The organism is Streptomyces sp. WAC03905 (assembly GCF_057371075.1).
In genome coordinates, this window is sequence record NZ_JBXYDZ010000003.1 from 181266 (window position 1) to 198901 (window position 17636).

Consider the following 17636-nt stretch of genomic DNA (forward strand, 5'->3'; position numbering starts at 1 on the left):
TGCGCCGGCCGGCTTCCCGGATCCGATCGAATATGGGCTTGGTGCTCATCTTGACTTGGACTGGGTCCATCGTAGGATCGGTTCCGTTGATAACCAAGAGGCGGGAAATGTTCCACCGCAATCGATCCTGAGCACCGCGATCTGAGCACGCGATCCCCCTGGTACGGAAGGATTCCCATGTCTGAGAACCACGACGCGATCGTCACGGACGCCAAGGCCCAGGGCGGAGGTGGCTGTCCCGTCGCGCACGAGCGGGCCGCACACCCCACCCAGGGTGGCGGAAACCGCCAATGGTGGCCCGAACGGCTGAACCTGAAGATCCTGGCCAAGAACCCCGCGGTGGCCAACCCGCTGGGCGAGGAGTTCGACTACGCCGCGGCCTTCCAGGCCCTCGACCTGTCCGCGGTGAAGCAGGACATCGCGGAGGTCCTGACCACCTCCCAGGACTGGTGGCCCGCCGACTTCGGCCACTACGGCCCCTTCATGGTCCGCATGGCGTGGCACAGCGCCGGCACCTACCGGATCAGTGACGGACGCGGCGGCGCCGGCGCCGGCCAGCAGCGCTTCGCGCCCCTGAACAGCTGGCCGGACAACGGCAACCTCGACAAGGCCCGCCGTCTGCTGTGGCCGGTCAAGAAGAAGTACGGCCAGAGCCTGTCCTGGGCCGACCTGATGATCCTCACCGGCAACGTGGCCCTGGAGCAGATGGGCTTCGGGACCTTCGGCTTCGGCGGTGGCCGCGCCGACGTGTGGGAGCCGGACGAGGACGTGTACTGGGGCCCCGAGACCACGTGGCTCGACGACCAGCGCTACACGGGCGACCGTGAGCTGGAGAACCCGCTCGGCGCGGTCCAGATGGGTCTGATCTACGTCAACCCGGAAGGGCCCAACGGCAACCCGGACCCGATCGCCGCGGCGCGCGACATCCGTGAGACGTTCCGCCGGATGGCGATGAACGACGAGGAGACGGTGGCCCTGATCGCGGGCGGCCACACCTTCGGCAAGACCCACGGCGCCGGCCCGGCCGAGAGCGTCGGGGCCGACCCGGAGGCCGCCCCGATCGAGGCGCAGGGCCTGGGCTGGGCCAACTCGTACCGCACCGGCAAGGGGGCCGACGCGATCACCAGTGGTCTGGAGGTCACCTGGACCACCACGCCCACCCAGTGGGGCAACGGCTTCTTCAAGAACCTCTTCGAGTACGAGTACGAGCTGACGACGAGCCCGGCCGGCGCCCACCAGTGGGTGGCCAAGAACGCGGAAGCGATCATCCCGGACGCCTACGACGCGTCGAAGAAGCACCTTCCGACGATGCTCACCACCGACCTGTCCCTGCGCTTCGACCCGGTCTACGAGCAGATCTCGCGCCGGTTCTACGAGAACCCCGCGGAGTTCGCCGACGCCTTCGCCCGTGCCTGGTTCAAGCTGACCCACCGCGACATGGGACCGAAGTCGCTCTACCTCGGCGCCGAGGTGCCGGCGGAGACCCTGCTGTGGCAGGACCCGCTGCCCGAGGCACAGGGCGGGACCCTGGACGCCGCCGACACCGCGGCCCTCAAGGAGGCGGTGCTCGCCTCCGGCCTGACCGTCTCCCAGCTGGTCTCGACCGCGTGGGCGTCGGCCTCGACCTTCCGCAGCAGCGACAAGCGGGGCGGCGCCAACGGTGCGCGCGTACGACTTCAGCCGCAGATCGGCTGGGAGGTCAACGAGCCCGACGAGCTGGCACAGGTCCTGCGGGTCCTGGAGGGCGTCCGGGCGGAGTTCAACACCGGCGCCAAGCAGGTTTCGCTGGCCGACCTGATCGTCCTCGGCGGCGTCGCGGCCGTGGAGAAGGCCGCCCGGGACGCCGGCCACGACATCGCGGTGCCCTTCACCCCGGGTCGCGTGGACGCGACGGAGGAGCACACCGACGCCGAGTCCTTCGCCGCCCTGGAGCCCACCGCCGACGGCTTCCGCAACTACCTCGGCAAGGGCAACCGCCTGCCCGCCGAGTACCTGCTGCTGGACCGCGCGAACCTGCTGGGCCTGAGCGCCCCCGAGCTGACCGTCCTCGTCGGCGGCCTGCGCGTCCTCGGCGCCAATCACGCCGACACCGCGCACGGCGTCCTCACGGACCGCCCGGGCACGCTGACGAACGACTTCTTCGTCAACCTCCTCGACCTGGGGACGACCTGGACGTCGGCCAACGGGGACGCGGACACCTTCGAGGCTCGTGACGGCGTCACCGGCGAGGTCAAGTGGACCGGCACCCGCGCCGACCTGGTCTTCGGCTCCAACTCCGAGCTGCGGGCGCTGGCGGAGGTCTACGCGAGCGACGACGCGAAGGAGAAGTTCGCCCGGGACTTCGTCGCCGCGTGGGACAAGGTGATGAACCTGGACCGGTTCGACCTCGTCTGATCCCGTCGCTCCGGGCGGGTCGGTGCCGGAAGGCGCCGGCCCGCCCGGCCGCGTCCGGCGGTCACCGCGCTGCGTCAGGGCCGCGGCGACGGGGCCGTACGCGTCGGTGAATCCGGCGTACCGCTCCTCGATCGCGGGGAAGTCCCACCACGAACTGACGGTGGCGGGCAGGTCGCTGAACGCGGCGTAGTCGGCGGCGAACAGGTGCACGTACGAGCCGAGTCCGAGCCGTACGAGCATGTCGTGTGCGTCGTCGAGGAGCCGGGCCGGCGCCGGCCGCACTCCGGGGGCGATGTTGCCGAAGCCCAGCCAGGTGAGGCGGGGTGCGCAGTTGGCAGCGGTGGGACCGCTCGGATTCGGGCACGGAGAAGATTCCGTCGTGCGCGGTGGCGATCCTCTGCGAGCCGGGCGGCCGCGGCTCCGTGCGGCCGCCCGGCCCCGGTCACAGGCGTACGGCGCGCCGGAGGCGGCCCAGGTCCACGAACTTGAAGTCGGTGTCGGTACGGGCTTCCCCGTCGGCTCCGGTGGTCACGGGGGTGTTGGCCCCGTCCTGCACGACGAGGAGGCCGTTCGGGAACCTCCGGCCCAGCGGGGCGCTCGTGACGGCGGCTCCGTCGCACTCCTGCGATCCGTCGGGCGCTCCGGCCCCGCCGCCCGCGGTGACGCGGAAGCCTCGGACGTAGGCGTCACCGCGCTCGCGGTCGAAAACGGCGAAGGTGTCGTCACCCTGGCTGGAGGCGAGCAGGTAGCCGTCGCGGCGCGGGTGTTCGGGGTCGCGCCAGATGGTCAGGCCCTCCACGTCGGCGGTGAGGTGCCGGCCGCCGAAGCCGGGGTCGGCGCCCGCGTCGCACTCCTCGGTCTGCGGGTTCCAGGTGCCGGGCACGCCGAAGGAGCGGACCTTCTCGATCAGTCGGGCGGGGGAACGCAGGTCGGCGTCGAGCTTCCAGATGCCGACGTCCTCCTGGCCCGCGTAGAGGTCCCCGGTGTCGGGATCGATGACCATGCCCTCGACCTGGGGCCGGTCGCCCGGCTCGCCGCAGGGCGTCCAGGACCTGCCGTCGGGCAGCGCGAAGGTGGCGGGCAGCGTGGTGGTGCGGACGGTGCGGTAGCCGACCTTCCCCCGGGCGTCGGGCCGGAGTTCGAGCAGGGCGAGGGCGGTCTCGTGGCGGCGGCTGGTGACGGCGAAGGAGCGGCCGCTGCGGCGGTCGGTCCAGGCGGCCAGGCCGTAGGCGGTCCGCTGGTCGGCGACCTCGTCCGGGCCGGTCGAGAAGACGAGCGGGGCGGCGCCCTCGTCGGTGACGTCGACCAGCGGGGCCCCGGTGCGCCGGGCGTCGATCCGGTAGACGCGCAGCTGGTCGCGGCCCCGGTCGGAGACGACGGCCACGTCGTGGCGGCCGTCGGGGAAGCGCAGGCCGGTGATCAGGTCGACGTTGTTGAACCGGCCGGGGGCGTCGCCCGCCCGCGGCGGCGGCGGGGCCGGGAGCGACTGCACCTGGCGCCCGTCCAGGTCGTACACGCGCAGCCCGCCCTCCTTGGCGGTGGCGATGACCAGACTGCGGTCGGGGTCCTCGGCGTTGCGCCAGATCGCGGGGTCGTCGGCGTTGGCGTTGCCGCCGGCCTCGTCGTCGAAGAGGGAGGGCGTCTCGACGGAGGCGGGCACCTGGGGCAGTGCCGGCGGGGCGCCGCGGTCCGCGCGGGCGTGCGCCGGTACGGCGATCACGCCCAGGGCCACGGCGGCGGCCACGCCGACGGCCGTCGTCCGCCTTCTCGAGATCGCGGTCATCTTGCCTCCTGGTCACGGGGTCACGGGTGCGGCCCGGCCGCCGGGTCGGGTCCCACGGGTGCTCCGCGGCCGGGCCGACCCCACCGTGGGCCACGCGCGGGTGACGACCATGGAGCCTGCATGTCGTGGACATGACCGAGCCGTGAACTCCGGTGACCGCCCGGCTCCACCGCAGACTCGCCACATGAGATGACCTCCAAGGAGAACGGGTCCGAGCCGCCGTGCGAACGGCCGGTTCGCCGGTGACCGCGCCTCCCGCCGCCTGCCTGCTGCCCAGCGCCGACACCACCATGTCGGGTGGGGCGCCCAGGGCCATGCTCCTCGCCGCGCGCGAGGAGCCGGCTCCTCGTCCGGGCTGGGCTGCTGTCGTGGTTACAGGGTACGGGTCAAGTGGTCGGTGAGCAGCCGGGTGAAGCGGGCCGGATCGGGCAGGTCGCCTCCTTCGGCGAGCAGCGCGCTGCCGTAGATCAGCTCGGCGACCTCCGTCAGAGCGGGGGCGTCGGCGTCTGCGTGGTGTGCGGTACGCAGTGCGGTGATCAGGGGGTGTGTGGGGTTGAGTTCCAGGATCCTTTTGACGGTGGGCATCTGCTGGCCCATGGCCCGGTACATCTTTTCCAGGGTGGGTGTCACGTCGTGGGCGTCGCCGACGATGCAGGCTGCCGAGGTGGTCAGGCGTGAGGACAGGCGTACCTGCTTGACGTGGTCGGACAAGGTGGTGGTCAGCCATGGCAGCAGGGCGGCGAAGTCCTGCTCGCGCTGGGCTTTGTCGGTGTCGGTTTCCTTGTCGCCGTCGGCGGTGTCGTCGAGGTCGACCTGGCCTTTGGCGATGGACTGCAGACGATGGCCGTGGAAGGCTGGGACCTGGTCCACCCATACCTCGTCGATGGGGTCAGTGAGGATGAGCACCTCGTAGCCCTTGGCGGCGAAGGCTTCCATGTGGGGAGAGTTCTCCACCATGGCTCGGGTTTCGCCGGTCAGGTAGTAGATGGTGTCCTGGCCGTCCTTCATGCGCTCGACGTACTCGCGCAGCGTGGTGGTCTTCTCCGGGTCATGGGTGGAAGCTGCCGACACCAGTTCCAGCAGCGCCTCGGTGTTGTCCGTGTCCTCGAGCAGGCCCTCCTTCAGTGCCCGGCCGAACTGGGCCCAGACCTTCGTGTAGCTCTCGGCGTCCTTGGCCTGCATGTCCTTGAGTGCACCGAGGACCTTCTTGACCAGGCGTCGGCGTACGCCTTGGATCTGGCGGTCGTGCTGGAGGAGCTCGCGGGAGACGTTCAGCGACAGGTCATGGGCGTCCACGACGCCCTTGACGAAGCGCAGGTAGTTGGGCATGAGCGCTTCGCAGTCGTCCATGATGAACACCCGCTTGACGTACAGCTGCACGCCTGACTTGGACTCGCGGGAGTACAGGTCGAAGGGGGCCTGTGCGGGGACGAACAGCAACGCCTCGTATTCGAAGGTGCCTTCGGCGCGCATGTGGATGGTCTCGGCCGGGGGCAGCCAGTCGTGGCTGATCCGCTGGTAGAACTCGTTGTACTCGTCCTCGGTCACCTCGCTGCGGTGCCGGGCCCACAGCGCCTTCATCGAGTTGAGCGTGTCGAGGTCGGAGGTGGTTTCGCCGTCGGCATCGGTCCGGTCGGTGGCCATGCGGATCGGCCAGCGGATGAAGTCCGAGTAGCGCTTGACGATCTGTCGGATCTTCGATTCGGAGAGGTAGTCGGCGAGTCCGTCCTCGCTGTCGGCGGGCTTGAGGTGCAGGGTGACCGAGGTGCCGACGGGGAGGTCGTCGGCGGCCTGGATGGTGTACGAGCCCTCGCCGTCGGACTCCCACTGGGTGCCGGAGTCGGTACCGGCCCGCCGGGTGCACACGGTGACCTTGTCGGCGACCATGAACGCCGAATAGAAGCCGACGCCGAACTGACCGATCAGACTTTCCGTCGTGGCGGCGTCCTTGGACTCCTTGATCTTCTCCAGCAGGCTGGCCGTGCCGGACTTGGCGATGGTGCCGATCAGCTCGACGAGATCGTCTCGGGTCATGCCGATGCCGTTGTCGCGGACGGTCAAGGTACGGGCGTCCTTGTCGACCTCCAGCGAGATGTGCAGGTCCGCGGGGGCGTTATCGGTGAGGCCGGCATCAGTCAGTGAGGCCAGCCTCAGCTTGTCCAGGGCATCGGACGCGTTCGAGATCAGCTCGCGCAGGAAGATGTCCTTGTTCGAGTAGATCGAGTGAATCACCAGCCGGAGCAACTGGCGGGTCTCGGCCTGGAACTCCAGCGTCTCAACGCTGCTGGCCATGGTCGATCCTTTCAACGGAAGGTCAGATATGGACGGGGTCCGGCGGCGCCGTCGGAGTGACGCGCAGTCGGGGTACCGCGTGCGGGTGATAGCTCTGCGTGGGTCAGTCTTCGCCAGAGGCCGTCGTCGTGCGGTGGGCTTCGAGGGCGTCGAGGGCGTCGATCAGACCGGTGTGGCGGGCGTCGAGGTAGGGACGCATGCCGACCAGGGGGCTGAGGAGATCGGAGGCGTCCGCGGCTCCCAGAGCGGCGTGGAGGGCGGCCTGGGCTGAGCGCGCTTCGGGCGTGAGGTGGGCGAGGGCGGTGATCTGTCCGGCAAGGCGTCGCAGGTCGGCTGCATGAGCGCGGGCCCAGGTGGCGGCGGTGCGGTCAGCCGCGCGGCGCTGACGGGTGGCCTGCACGCGTTGCTCTGCGGTGGTGCCGGCGGGGCCCGGCCGGCCGCGCAGGTAGCGGCGCTCGGCGGCTTGGCGGCTGGCGACACCGAGGGGGTGGGCAAGGTCGGCCCAGCTGGCGCCCGCGTCGCGAGCGGTTTCGATCAGACCGGTCTCCCAGCCGGCGAGCTGCTCTCGCACCTGCCGCAGCAGCATCAGGGAGGCCAGAGCCTGCTCGGGGGCGGGCCCGGCGGTGTCGGGCATGTCGTTCTGGGCACCGCGCAGGACCTCGTCCATGGCGGCCAGGGCTGCCGAGGCGGCCATGAAGGACGCGGGACTGTGGGCCCCGGTGCCGGGCGCGAGTGGTTGGTGGTCTGCGGTCACGGGCACCTCCCCCAATTGTCATCAGGTTGACGACGGTACTTCGGTCATCCATTGGATGACATGTTACACGTGGTTGTGCAGCACATCGGCAGCAGCCGTTCGAACCCGCTGGAGCTGTACAGGATGCTGATGCGCACTGCCCGCTTGCGCGAGCCGGACTGGATGGCGCATCAGCTGAGGGCCCAGTGGCCTTCGATGTCCCCGGCGTGACCGCGGACGCGCTCGACATCGACGTCGAGCGGAACACAGGCCCCGCAGGCGGCGTCACCGAGCAGCACCTCAACTGGTACGTCGGTGCCGGCCGGCTCCTGAAGAAGGATCGGCCATGCGGGGTCGTCGACGTTGATCAGTTCATTGGGGTCATCCACCAGATCGAGACCATCTCTTAACGGAACGTTAGATCTGCGCGGCGGAGGTTGTCCGGGTCCCACGCGGGCCGCATGCTCTGGGCACTCCCCCGCCGTCGGGGCCGTTCTCCCCTCTCCCCTCAGGGACTTCTCTCTGGAGCCGCCATGTCCCGGTCCTCCGTCGCCCCAGGATCCCCGCCCGGACGCACCCCGGCCCCGCCGCCCGTGGACGAGCGCGGGAAGCGCCGTCTCGCGCTGGTCGGCGGCTCGCTCGGCAACCTCGTCGAGTGGTACGACTGGTTCGTCTACGCCAGCTTCGCCATCTACTTCGCCGACTCCTTCTTCCCCGGCGACAACCCGACCACGCAGCTGATGAACACCGCGGGGATCTTCGCCGTCGGCTTCCTGATGCGTCCCGTGGGCGGCTGGATCCTCGGCCGCGCCGCCGACCGGCACGGCCGCAAGAGTGCGCTCACGCTCACCGTCACGATGATGTCCGTCGCGGCGCTGCTGATCGCCGTCGCCCCGACCTACGGCCAGGCCGGCTACTTCGGCGCGCTGGTGCTGCTGCTGGCCCGCCTGCTCCAGGGGATGAGCATCGGCGGCGAGTACGCCGCCAGCGCCACCTACCTGACCGAGGCCTCGGCCCGCGACCGCCGCGGGCTCGGCTCGTCCTTCCAGTACGTCTCCATGACCTGCGGCCAGTTGCTGGGCCTCGGCATCCTGATCACGATGCAGCACACCCTCACCACGGCGCAGCTGGAGAGCTGGGGATGGCGGATCCCCTTCGTGCTCGGGGCGCTGTTCGCGGTGGTCGTCTTCTGGCTGCGACGCCGGCTCCAGGAGACCGACGCCTTCCAGGAGGAGGCGGCGTCCGGAGAGGACGCGCACGACGACAGCGCGCGCGGCACGCTCAAGGCCCTCTGGCAGTACCGGCGGCAGGCCGGTCTGGTCATGGCCCTGACCCTCGGCGGCACCGTGGCCTACTACACCTACACCACCTACCTGACCAAGTACCTGGTCGGCAGCGCGGGCATGCCGAAGACGACGGCCACCCTGGTCAGCTTCACCGCACTGACCCTCTTCGCCGTGCTCCAGCCCTTCGCCGGCATGCTGTCCGACCGGATCGGCCGCCGGCCGCTGCTGATCACCTTCGCGGTGGGCTGCACCGTCGGCACGTACCCGATCATGACCGCCCTGGGTTCGGCGTCCTCGTACTGGTCCACCCTCGGCCTGTCGCTGCTCGCCCTGGTGATCATCACCGGCTACACGTCCATCAACGCCGCGGTCAAGGCCGAACTGTTCCCCACCAGGGTGCGCGCCCTGGGCGTGGCCCTGCCGTACGCCCTCGCCAACGCCCTCTTCGGCGGGACGGCCGAGTACGTGGCGCTCTGGTTCAAGAACAGTGGTCACGAGTCCATGTTCTTCTGGTACGTCTCCGGCTGCGCGCTGGTCTCCCTCGTGACCTACGTCCTGATGCCGGACACCCGCCACGCCGCCCTCAGCCGCGCGGAGGCCGACGCCGACGAGGGTGGCGGCGCGGGCTCGGACCGCGACGCCGACCGGGGGAAATCGGCAGCGGCTCCCGCCGAAGCCTCCCGCTGAACGCCGACGGTAGCCTGGGGCGGCGGTCGCGCGGGCCGCACGCCCCGCCGCGAGGAGGCACCCCATGCACGCGCTCCTCGTCGAGGACGACGACCGGATGGCCCAGGCGCTCGGCACCGCCCTCGCCCAGCGGGGGCACACCGTCCGCCGGGTCGCGCGGGCCCTGGACGCGCTGCGCCACACCCGCGAGGCGGAGTTCGTGCTGCTCGACCTGGGGCTGCCCGACCTGGACGGGATAGAGCTGTTGCGCCGGCTGCGGACCGTGTGCGGTGCGCCGCTGATCGTGGTCACGGCGCGCTGCGAGGAACGCGACATCGTGCAGGGGCTGCGGGCGGGCGCCGACGACTACGTCGTCAAACCGTTCCGGATGGCCGAGCTGATGGCCCGTATCGACAGCGTACGGCGGCGTACGGACGCACACGCCGACCGCCCCGCTCCGGGCGCGGCGGCGGTGCGCCGCGGTGACGTGGAGGTGGACCCCGCCGCCCGTACGGTCACCGTCGCGGGTGCCGAAGTCCGGCTGACCCGGAGGGAGTTCGACGTCCTCGCCTTTCTGGCCGCCCGGCCGGACGAGGTGCACTCCCGCGAGGAGATCCTGGACCGGATCTGGGGCGACGCCTTCCTCGCCGCGTCACGCTCGCTGGACGTCCACGTGGCGGGCATCCGTGCCAAGACGGGCCGCTCCGGGCTGGTGCGCACCGTGCGCGGGTACGGCTACCAGCTCGGCGGGGACCGGTGAGGCGCAGGCTCCTCGCCGTACTGACCGTCCTGATGGGCGTCGCGGCGCTCCTGCTCTGCCTCCCCCTGGCCGAGGGGTACGCGCGCGGGCGGACCGAGCACCTGCTGCTGCAGCGGCGCTCGGAGGCGGTGCGCTTCGCCGATCTCGCGGAGCGCATGCGCACCGATGCCGACCGGGCCGAACTGGCGGCCGAGATCGGCCGGTACGCCGACCTGTACGGGGCCGGCGTGGTCGTCGTCGACACGGCGGGCGCGACGCTGCTGCGCGCCGGTCCCGCTCCCGGCGCGGGGGCGGCCGAGGCCCGCGGGCGCGCCCTCACCGGCCGCTCCACCGACCGGCTGCCGACCCTGCGGCCCTGGGGGCCGGGCAGTGTCGTGCTCGCCGAGCCGGTGGGCCGCGACGAGCGGGTCAGCGGGGCGGTGCTGCTGGCGGTCCCCACCGGCGCCGCACGCCGGGACGTCACGGTCCGCTGGGCGCTCGTCGCCGCCGGGGCGCTCGCCTCCTTCGCGGCGGCCGCCCTGGTCGCTGCGGGGATCGCCCGCTGGCTGATGCGTCCGGTGCTCGACCTGGACCGGGCCGTGGAACGGCTGGCCGCGGGCAGCCTCCGGGCCCGGGCCGGCTCGGACACCGGTCCGCCCGAACTGCGCCGGCTGCGGCAGCACTTCAACACCATGGCGGAGGCCGTGGCCGACTCCATCGGCCGCCAGCGCGACTTCGTCGCCGACGCCTCCCACCAGCTGCGCAATCCGCTGGCCACCCTGGTGCTGCAGCTGGAGAACGTCGAGCCGCACGTCACCCCCGGGCCCGGCCTCGCCGAGCACGCCCGCGCCCTGGACGAGGCGGAACGGCTGGAGGAACTGCTCGACGGGCTGCTGGCCCTGGCCCGCGTGGAATCCGGCCCGGCCGAACTGACCCGCCAGGACGTGTCACGGTCGGTGCGGGACCGGGTGACGGCCTGGGCCCCGGTCTTCGGTGCCGCGGGCCTGCACCTGACGGCGGACGGCCTCCCGGAGGGCCTGTGGGCCGACGCCCTGCCCGACGCCGCCGGCCGGATCCTGGACGCGCTCCTCGACAACGCGGTCAAGTTCGTGCCGCGCGGTGGCCGGGTCGAGGTCGGCGTCTCGCGCCGGCCGGACGGCGGCGCGGTCGTGCGCGTCGCGGACAACGGCCCGGGCGTCCCGCAGGAGCAGCTCGGCATGCTGCTGCGACGCTTCACCCGCTCCCCGGACCACCAGAACGTCCCCGGCAGCGGTCTGGGCCTGGCCATCGCCGACGAGATCGCCCGCATCAGCGGCGGCACCCTCGACCTCAGCGCCACCACTCCCCACGGCCTGACGGCACACTTCCGCCTGCCGCCGGCGGGCGGTCAGCCGTACACCGAGCGGTAGTACGCGGACGCGCCCGGGTGGAGGGGGACCCGGCCCGTCGAGATGGCGAAGCGGGGCTCCAGGCGGGCGCCGGCCGTCACCTCGCGCAGGAGGTCGCGCCACTGGCCGAAGACGACCCGCAGCAGGCCCCGTACGACGTCCGGCTCGACATCGGTGCGGGCCAGCAGGTAGTTGCCGACACCGATGGTGCCCACCGGCTCCCGCAGTCCGTAGACCCCGGCGGGCAGGGTCACCGCGGTGTAGACGGGGGCGTGGCGCTCGCGCAGCGGGGCCACGTAGGCGTCCAGCGGCAGGAACCGCAGGGGGAGTTCGCGGGCCAGCGCGGCCAGGGCCGGGGTGGGGACGCCGCCGGACCAGAACAGTGCGTCGACCGTGCCCTCGCGCAGGGCGGTCACCGACGCGGCCAGGCCGAGGGGCCGTTCGTCGGCCGGCCCGGCCGCCCGCAGGACCCGCTGGGCGACCACCCGTACGCCCGATCCCGTCGCACCGGCCGCGACGGGGCGTCCGGCGAGGTCGGCCACGGTGCGGACCGGGCCGTCGGCCGGGACGACGAGGTGGGTGTAGTTGACGTAGACGCGGGCCAGTGCCGTCACGGCGGCGGGCCTGGCGAAGCTGTCGCGCCCGAGCACCGCGTCCTCGGCGGAGTCCGCCATGGCCAGGGCCAGCTCCGCGGAGCCCTCGTCGAGGCCCCGCAGGTTGTTCACGCTCGCCGCGGTGCTCACGGGGACGATCTCCAGCGGCAGGTCGCTCGCGCCGACGGCCGTCGCCAGGGCCTTGCCGAAGGCGTTGTACGGGCCGCCCTCGGGTCCCGTCGCGAGCCGTAGCCGCCGTACGGGGCCGAAGTCCCCCGAGCAGCCGCCGAGCGACGCCGCGAGGGCGCCGATCCCGGCCGCGAGCCCGGCGCCCAGCACGGCGCGGCGCGACGGTCGGTCCACTGGCGGCCTCCGGGGGTCTCGTCGAGTGTGCGGGGGGGGGCACCATGATGCGGTACGCGTGCGGCGTGTGACGTCCTGATGAACCCTCACGGTACGGAACGGAACGGATCCGTCCCTCGGGGCGCGCGCACCCCCGGACCGGACGAGCAGCAGGTGGGCGGGGTCGGGACCCGCCTCCGGACCGGCGAAAGATGCCCAGGTCAACTGCTCTGTCCGCCAGATGAGTTACTACCCAGAAGACATGGAACGTCGCTCAGAGTTCGGGTACCTTCCATCACGTCGCCGCCACACCCGGGGCACAGGGCCCCACGGGACTTGCGGCGCAAAGGACCCGACCCCTGTTGACGACAGCAACCGAAGTCTTCACAGTCCGTCCGTACACCCCGCACTGCCAGGTGATCCACACCGAAGGTGATCACGCCGTCATAGGCATCTCGCCGGGCAACAGCTACTTCTCGGCCCAGCGGGTCAACGACCTCGCCCAGTGGGGCATGCGCAACTTCGCGCAGGTCGACCTCATTTACACCGACATGCACGTCGCCGAGATGTACGAGGCCCTCGGATACGGCGAGGACGAAGCGCGCCGCAAGGCGGTGAAGAACCTCCGCGGTGTCCGCGCCAAGGTCAACAACGCCGCCGCGGAGGCCGACCCCACCGGCGTCCGCCTCCGGGCCCGCCCGATGTCCTCCCTCACCGACATCCCGGCGTACCGGACGCTCCACAACCACCTGAACAACCTGCTCGACATCGACCCGGAGTTCCGCGAGACCTGCAACTCCCTCGTCGACGCCTTCCTTTCCTCGAAGGTGCTGGGCGGGAAGGCCGCCACGACCCGCCAGCGCGAGGTCTGCCTGGAATACGTCTGCGCCGAGGCGCCGCTGTTCCTGGACACGCCCGCCATCCTGGGCGTGCCGTCCTCCCTCAACTGCTACCACCAGCTCCTGCCCATGGCGGAACTGCTCTACTCGCGCGGCTCGGGGCTTCGCGCCTCACGCAACCAGGGCCACGCCATCATCACCCCCGCCGAAGGAGACTCCGATGACCGCTGACACCCTCCTCGATTTCCCGTTCTCCGCGCGCGGCGACCGACTCCCGCCCGAGGTCGCGCAGTTGCGGGACGAGCCGGTCAAGCGCGTCCGCACGATAGCCGGTGACGAGGCGTGGCTCGTCTCGTCCTATTCGCTGTGCAAGCAGGTCCTCGAAGACCCGCGCTTCAGCCTGAAGGACACCTCCGCCCCGGGGGCACCGCGCCAGTACGCGCTCACGATCCCGCCCGAGGTCGTCAACAACATGGGCAACATCACCGGCGCCGGCCTGCGCAAGGCCGTGCTCAAGGCGATCAACCCGAAGACCGACAACCTCACGGGCTGGATGCGCGACCAGGCGAACACCCTCGTCGACGGCATCCTGCGCAGTGGCGCGCCGGTGGACCTGCGCGGTGCCTTCACCAACCCGTACGCGGAGAACCTCCACTGCCGCATCCTCGGCATCCCGGAGTCCGACGCCCCGCGCCTGGCCGCCAGCCTGGACATCGCGTTCATGAACTCGGCCTGCCCGGTCACGGGCGCCAAGCTCAACTGGGACCGCGACATGGCCTACATGGTGGAGCGCCTCGACGACCCGGCGACCGTCGGGCTGATGGCCGAACTCGCCGCGCTGCGCGAGGACCCCGAATACGCGCACCTGACGGACGAGATGCTGGCGACCGTCGGCGTCACCCTGTTCGGCGCCGGGGTCATCTCGACCATGGGCTTCCTGACCATGGCGATCGTCTCGCTCCTGCAGAACCCGGACGTGTGGGAGCAGCTGCGCAAGGCCCCGGAGAAGATCCCGTCCGCCGTGGACGAACTGCTGCGCGTCAACCTGTCGATCGCCGACGGACTGCCGCGGCTGGCGCTGGAGGACGTCACCCTCGGCGACGTGGAGGTCAAGAAGGGCGAGCTGCTGCTCGTCCTGGTCGAGGCGGCCAACACCGACCCGGCCGTCTACTCCGACCCGCACGTCTTCGACATCGACCGCGCGAACGCCGGTACGCACCTCTCCTTCGGCGGCGGGCCGCACTACTGCCCGGCCACCGCGCTCGGCAAGCGGCACACGGAGATCGCCATCGAGGTGCTGCTGGAGAAGATGCCCAACCTGCAGCTGGCCGTGCCGTTCGACCAGCTCGTCTGGCGCACCCGGTTCATGAAGCGCCTGCCGGAGCGGCTCCCCGTCCTCTGGTAGCGCCACCGGCGCGCGGCGGCGCGTCCGGACGCTGAGGACGGCCCCGGCCGGGGGGAATCCGGCCGGGGTCGTCGCCGTGCGCACGGGGGGCGCACGGGCGGCGGCGTTCGGGCGACGACCTGTCGGCCGCGGGGCCCGTGGCGCGTCACCCCAGGAAGGCCGCGGTGGCCGCCACGAACCGGCCGGGGTCGTCCAGCCACGGGTAGTGACCGGCTCCCGGCTGCACGACGAGGGTGGCGTCGGGGAACAGCTCGGCGCACGCGGTGACCGCGCGGGGCGGGCTGTTGAGGTCGAACTCCCCGGCGAGCAGGAGGGTGGGGGCCCGGAGGGCGGCGAGACCGGCGCGGGTGGCCTCCGGATCGAAGGCGCCCTCGGCTGCGAAGTGGGCGACGGCCGCCGGATTGTCCGGCCGGCCCTCCGCGTGGTGACGCCGCGCCTCGGCGTCCCAACGGCCGTAGAAGAAGGGGGCGATGGCGTCGCGGTCGCCGTGGGCGCCCGCGATGAGCTCCTCCAGCGCGGCGAACGCCGCCGGGAACCACGGCTCTAGCGCGCGCAGCCGGGCGAGTTCCCGCCGGGTGTCCCCCGTGACCACGGTACCGACGGCCCGGGTACCGGGCGTGATCAGGGCGAGCCTGCCGATGCGGTGCGGGTACCGGGCCGCGTACTGCGTGGCGGGATTGGCCCCGGCGGAGTGGGCGAGCAGGTCGATCCGGTCCAGGCCCAGATGTTCGCGCAGGGCTTCGATGTCGTCGACGAGGCGGTCACTGCGGTAGGACGAGGTGTCGTGCGGCACCGCGGAGCGGCCGGTGCCCCGCAGGTCGAGGACGACCAGACGGCGGTGGGCGGAGAGGCCGCCGAGGTCGCCGAGGTAGGCGGAGTCCGCGGGTCCGCCGGGGATGCACAGGACCGGCCGGCCGTTGCCATGGGTACGGCAGGCGAGGAGGGTTCCGTCGGGCGCGGTGAACGTGAAGGGGGCCATGCCGCGGATCCTGGCAGCTATAACCAGGTTGTACAACCTGGTTATGGCGAGGGGGTTCCCCGGTGTATAACCGAGAGGTGAGAGATGACGGCGAGACGGGACACCGCGTGCACGCGCCCGGTGCACTGACCGAGGAGCAGGCGACGCGGATGCTCGCCGGCATGAACGAGGTGATCCGCGCCGGCGAGGAGATGCGCAGGCTGCGCGCCGAGATGATCCGGCTGTTCACCGGCTTCGGCTGGACCCAGGACACGATCGCCCGGATCACGGGCATGAGCCAGCCGGCCGTGTCCAAGCAGGTCACGCGTTTCACCTCCGACGAACCGGCGTCGCCCCTCGGGCTCGCTCTCGACCAGCGCGACACCGCATGGCTGCAAGGACGCCTGTGGGCGCTGGCGGAGGAGGTCGCCGACACCCTGGACGCCGCACGCTGCACGCGCTTCGTGGGTGCCCTCGCCAGAGGGCGCAGGCAGTTCACTCCGGAGAGCACCGACGAGCTACGCCGCCTCCTCGAAGAGGATCTGCGGCGGGGGGCATCCGCGCTGCCCGCAGCCTGCCGGGCGGCGTACGACGAGATCAGCCGCGCCATGGACGTCGACTCCGAGCCGGCCGCCGTCGGGTCACCCCCGGCGTCGGTCCGCCGCGCCGTCGCCCGCCAACTCCAGCGCGACCGCCTCCGGGGCTCGGCCTGACCCCGACGGCACGGGCCGTCGGGCCGGGTCAGTCCTCCGCCAGCAGCTCGCGGATCACGTGCCGGGCGTTGCGTGCCATCACCGGATTCGTCGTCCGGTAGTAGGGCAGCGCGATCACGGCCTGCGAGAGCGAGCGTCCACGGCCGCGGATCCAGGTCGCGTCGTCCACGCCGAGCGCGTCGCGGAACACCCCTCGGGCGGCGGCGGGCAGCAGGTTCCACGCCGGGAACAGGTCGCAGGCCGGGTCCCCCACCCCCGTGCACCCGAAGTCGATGACCGCGGTCAGCCGGCCGCCGTCCACCAGGACGTTGCTCGGCATGAGGTCGCCGTGCACCCACACCGGCGGTCCGTCCCACTCGGGGGCCCGCAGCGCGTCCTCCCACACGGCCGTCAGGGCGTCGCAGTCCACTCCTTCCTCCGGGATCAGCCGCAGGTCCGCGATCGCCGCCCGGGTCGGCCCGTCCAGCAGGGCCGGCGGCCCGCCGCGGTGGGCCCGTGGCGCCCCCGGCAGGGTGATGCCCCGCATCGCCACGACGAAGGCGGCCAGGTCCCGTGCGAGGGCCGCGGCGACGGACCCGTCCAGCGTGCCCGGCTCCGGGTTCTCCCCCGGCAGCCACCGGTGGACCGACCACCGCCAGGGGTAGCCCTCGCCGGGCCCGCCCTCCCCCAGCACCTGCGGGACGGCCGTCGGCAGCCGGTCGGCGAGGCGGGGCAGCCAGTACCCCTCCGTCGCCACGTCCTGGGCCCCGCCCTCGTACAGGGGCAGCCGGACGACCATGCCCTCGCCGAGCCGGTAGATGGCGTTGACCGTGCCGCCGGACGGGAACCTCTCCACCTCCATCCCCGCCCACCGGGGGAACTGTCCGGCGAGCAACCGCCGTACGAGGCCTTCGTCGACGGGGTACTGACCGGGGTGCATCCGTGCAGTGCTCACGAGGGCCATCCGACCCGTCGGCGGCGGCTCGGTCAACCGGTTTCCCGGCCCGGCCCGGGTCTTCGGCGTCGCGGACCGGCTCGGCACGGTCGAGCTCCGGTGCGACGGACGCGGCGGCCCCGAGGAGGGCGGGGCGGGGAGGCCGCCGGGTCAGGGCCGGTCGTACCAGGAGAACGCCGCGATCCGCCAGCCTTCGGGGGTGCGCACGAACTGGATGGTCTTGGTGCCGCCGCCCTCGAACGGTTCGCCGTCCAGGACCCCCGACTTGCGGTACTCGCCGAACCGGGAGGCGATGTCGCCCTCGATCTCGGTGCGTTCGGAGGTCTCCCACTCGGAGAACTCCACCAGCCGGCCGCCGGAGAGGAGTTCCCGGCGGGGTTCGACGAACTCGTCCACGGTGTAGGCCGTGTACTTCGGGCCGGTCATGACGATCACCGCGCCGGGCAGCGCGAGCGTGGGGATCCGGTCCACGTCGGCGGCCTTGTCGCCCCGGTTGTCGAAGCATCCGAAGAACTCGGCGGTCACCCTGTCGATCTCGGCCTTGGACATGAACGCGACACTAGTGCGACGG

At 71.9% G+C, this 17636-nt stretch carries 14 protein-coding genes and 2 pseudogenes; 8 read left to right on the top strand and 8 right to left on the bottom strand.

Annotated features, from left to right (window positions below; all coding sequences use genetic code 11):
• Positions 1 to 177 precede the first annotated feature (177 nt).
• Entirely contained in the window at positions 178 to 2394 is a 2217-nt protein-coding gene (katG, locus tag AC2RP6_RS03765; RefSeq protein WP_486444810.1) for a catalase/peroxidase HPI, read from the top strand.
• A 228-nt stretch (positions 2395 to 2622) separates the two neighbouring features.
• Here the strand turns inward: katG and AC2RP6_RS03770 are convergent.
• The 4 genes and pseudogenes from AC2RP6_RS03770 to AC2RP6_RS03785 all read right to left on the bottom strand — a co-directional run.
• Positions 2623 to 2676: pseudogene (locus AC2RP6_RS03770) on the bottom strand (hypothetical protein); the annotation flags it as partial.
• A 160-nt stretch (positions 2677 to 2836) separates the two neighbouring features.
• A complete protein-coding gene (locus AC2RP6_RS03775; protein ID WP_486444811.1) occupies positions 2837 to 4177 on the bottom strand; it encodes a phytase in 1341 nt (446 codons plus the stop codon).
• A gap of 372 nt (positions 4178 to 4549) precedes the next feature.
• Positions 4550 to 6469 (bottom strand): molecular chaperone HtpG, encoded by a 1920-nt coding sequence (gene htpG, locus AC2RP6_RS03780; protein WP_486444812.1) that lies wholly within the window; start codon positions 6467 to 6469, stop codon positions 4550 to 4552.
• Between the two features lie 103 nt (positions 6470 to 6572).
• On the bottom strand, positions 6573 to 7223 hold the full coding sequence (locus AC2RP6_RS03785) for a type III effector protein (RefSeq protein ID WP_486444813.1): 651 nt from the start codon (positions 7221 to 7223) through the stop codon (positions 6573 to 6575).
• Positions 7224 to 7346: 123 nt separating this feature from the next.
• Between AC2RP6_RS03785 and AC2RP6_RS03790 the strand changes: the two are divergent.
• From AC2RP6_RS03790 to AC2RP6_RS03805, 4 genes and pseudogenes are all read left to right on the top strand, one after another.
• Positions 7347 to 7468: pseudogene (locus AC2RP6_RS03790) on the top strand (Hsp20/alpha crystallin family protein); the annotation flags it as partial.
• Between the two features lie 267 nt (positions 7469 to 7735).
• Positions 7736 to 9175, top strand: coding sequence for an MFS transporter (locus AC2RP6_RS03795; RefSeq protein ID WP_486444814.1), 1440 nt, complete (start codon positions 7736 to 7738; stop codon positions 9173 to 9175).
• A gap of 64 nt (positions 9176 to 9239) precedes the next feature.
• Positions 9240 to 9914: a response regulator transcription factor gene (locus AC2RP6_RS03800; protein WP_486444815.1), complete on the top strand. Its 675-nt coding sequence runs from the start codon at positions 9240 to 9242 to the stop codon at positions 9912 to 9914.
• Positions 9911 to 11302, top strand: coding sequence for a HAMP domain-containing sensor histidine kinase (locus AC2RP6_RS03805; protein ID WP_486444816.1), 1392 nt, complete (start codon positions 9911 to 9913; stop codon positions 11300 to 11302). The genes AC2RP6_RS03800 and AC2RP6_RS03805 overlap by 4 nt, the downstream gene beginning before the upstream one ends.
• Here AC2RP6_RS03805 and AC2RP6_RS03810 read toward each other — a convergent pair.
• Positions 11281 to 12237, bottom strand: coding sequence for a TAXI family TRAP transporter solute-binding subunit (locus tag AC2RP6_RS03810; protein WP_486444817.1), 957 nt, complete (start codon positions 12235 to 12237; stop codon positions 11281 to 11283). The two genes, AC2RP6_RS03805 and AC2RP6_RS03810, sit on opposite strands and share 22 nt — an antisense overlap.
• Positions 12238 to 12578: 341 nt before the next feature.
• Here AC2RP6_RS03810 and AC2RP6_RS03815 point away from each other — a divergent pair, with 341 nt between their 5' ends.
• Both AC2RP6_RS03815 and AC2RP6_RS03820 read left to right on the top strand, forming a co-directional pair.
• The gene (locus AC2RP6_RS03815) at positions 12579 to 13286 is read left to right on the top strand and encodes a cyclodityrosine synthase (RefSeq protein WP_486444818.1); all 708 of its coding nucleotides are present in this window, start codon (positions 12579 to 12581) and stop codon (positions 13284 to 13286) included.
• On the top strand, positions 13276 to 14460 hold the full coding sequence (locus AC2RP6_RS03820) for a cytochrome P450 (protein WP_486444819.1): 1185 nt from the start codon (positions 13276 to 13278) through the stop codon (positions 14458 to 14460). Before AC2RP6_RS03815 ends, AC2RP6_RS03820 begins: the two co-directional genes overlap by 11 nt.
• A gap of 145 nt (positions 14461 to 14605) precedes the next feature.
• Here the strand turns inward: AC2RP6_RS03820 and AC2RP6_RS03825 are convergent, their stop codons facing one another.
• On the bottom strand, positions 14606 to 15439 hold the full coding sequence (locus AC2RP6_RS03825) for an alpha/beta fold hydrolase (protein ID WP_486444820.1): 834 nt from the start codon (positions 15437 to 15439) through the stop codon (positions 14606 to 14608).
• Positions 15440 to 15516: 77 nt separating this feature from the next.
• Between AC2RP6_RS03825 and AC2RP6_RS03830 the strand changes: the two genes are divergently transcribed.
• Positions 15517 to 16131, top strand: a complete 615-nt coding sequence (locus tag AC2RP6_RS03830) for a sigma-70 family RNA polymerase sigma factor (protein WP_486444821.1) — start codon at positions 15517 to 15519, stop codon at positions 16129 to 16131.
• Positions 16132 to 16159: 28 nt separating this feature from the next.
• On the opposite strand, the gene AC2RP6_RS03835 is transcribed toward AC2RP6_RS03830, so the two are convergent.
• Positions 16160 to 17050 (bottom strand): aminoglycoside phosphotransferase family protein, encoded by an 891-nt coding sequence (locus tag AC2RP6_RS03835; protein ID WP_486450217.1) that lies wholly within the window; start codon positions 17048 to 17050, stop codon positions 16160 to 16162.
• A 165-nt stretch (positions 17051 to 17215) separates the two neighbouring features.
• Positions 17216 to 17614 carry a Cif family virulence factor gene (locus tag AC2RP6_RS03840; RefSeq protein ID WP_486444822.1) on the bottom strand — a complete coding sequence of 133 codons (399 nt, stop codon included), beginning with the start codon at positions 17612 to 17614 and terminating at the stop codon, positions 17216 to 17218.
• Positions 17615 to 17636: the final 22 nt, after the last annotated feature.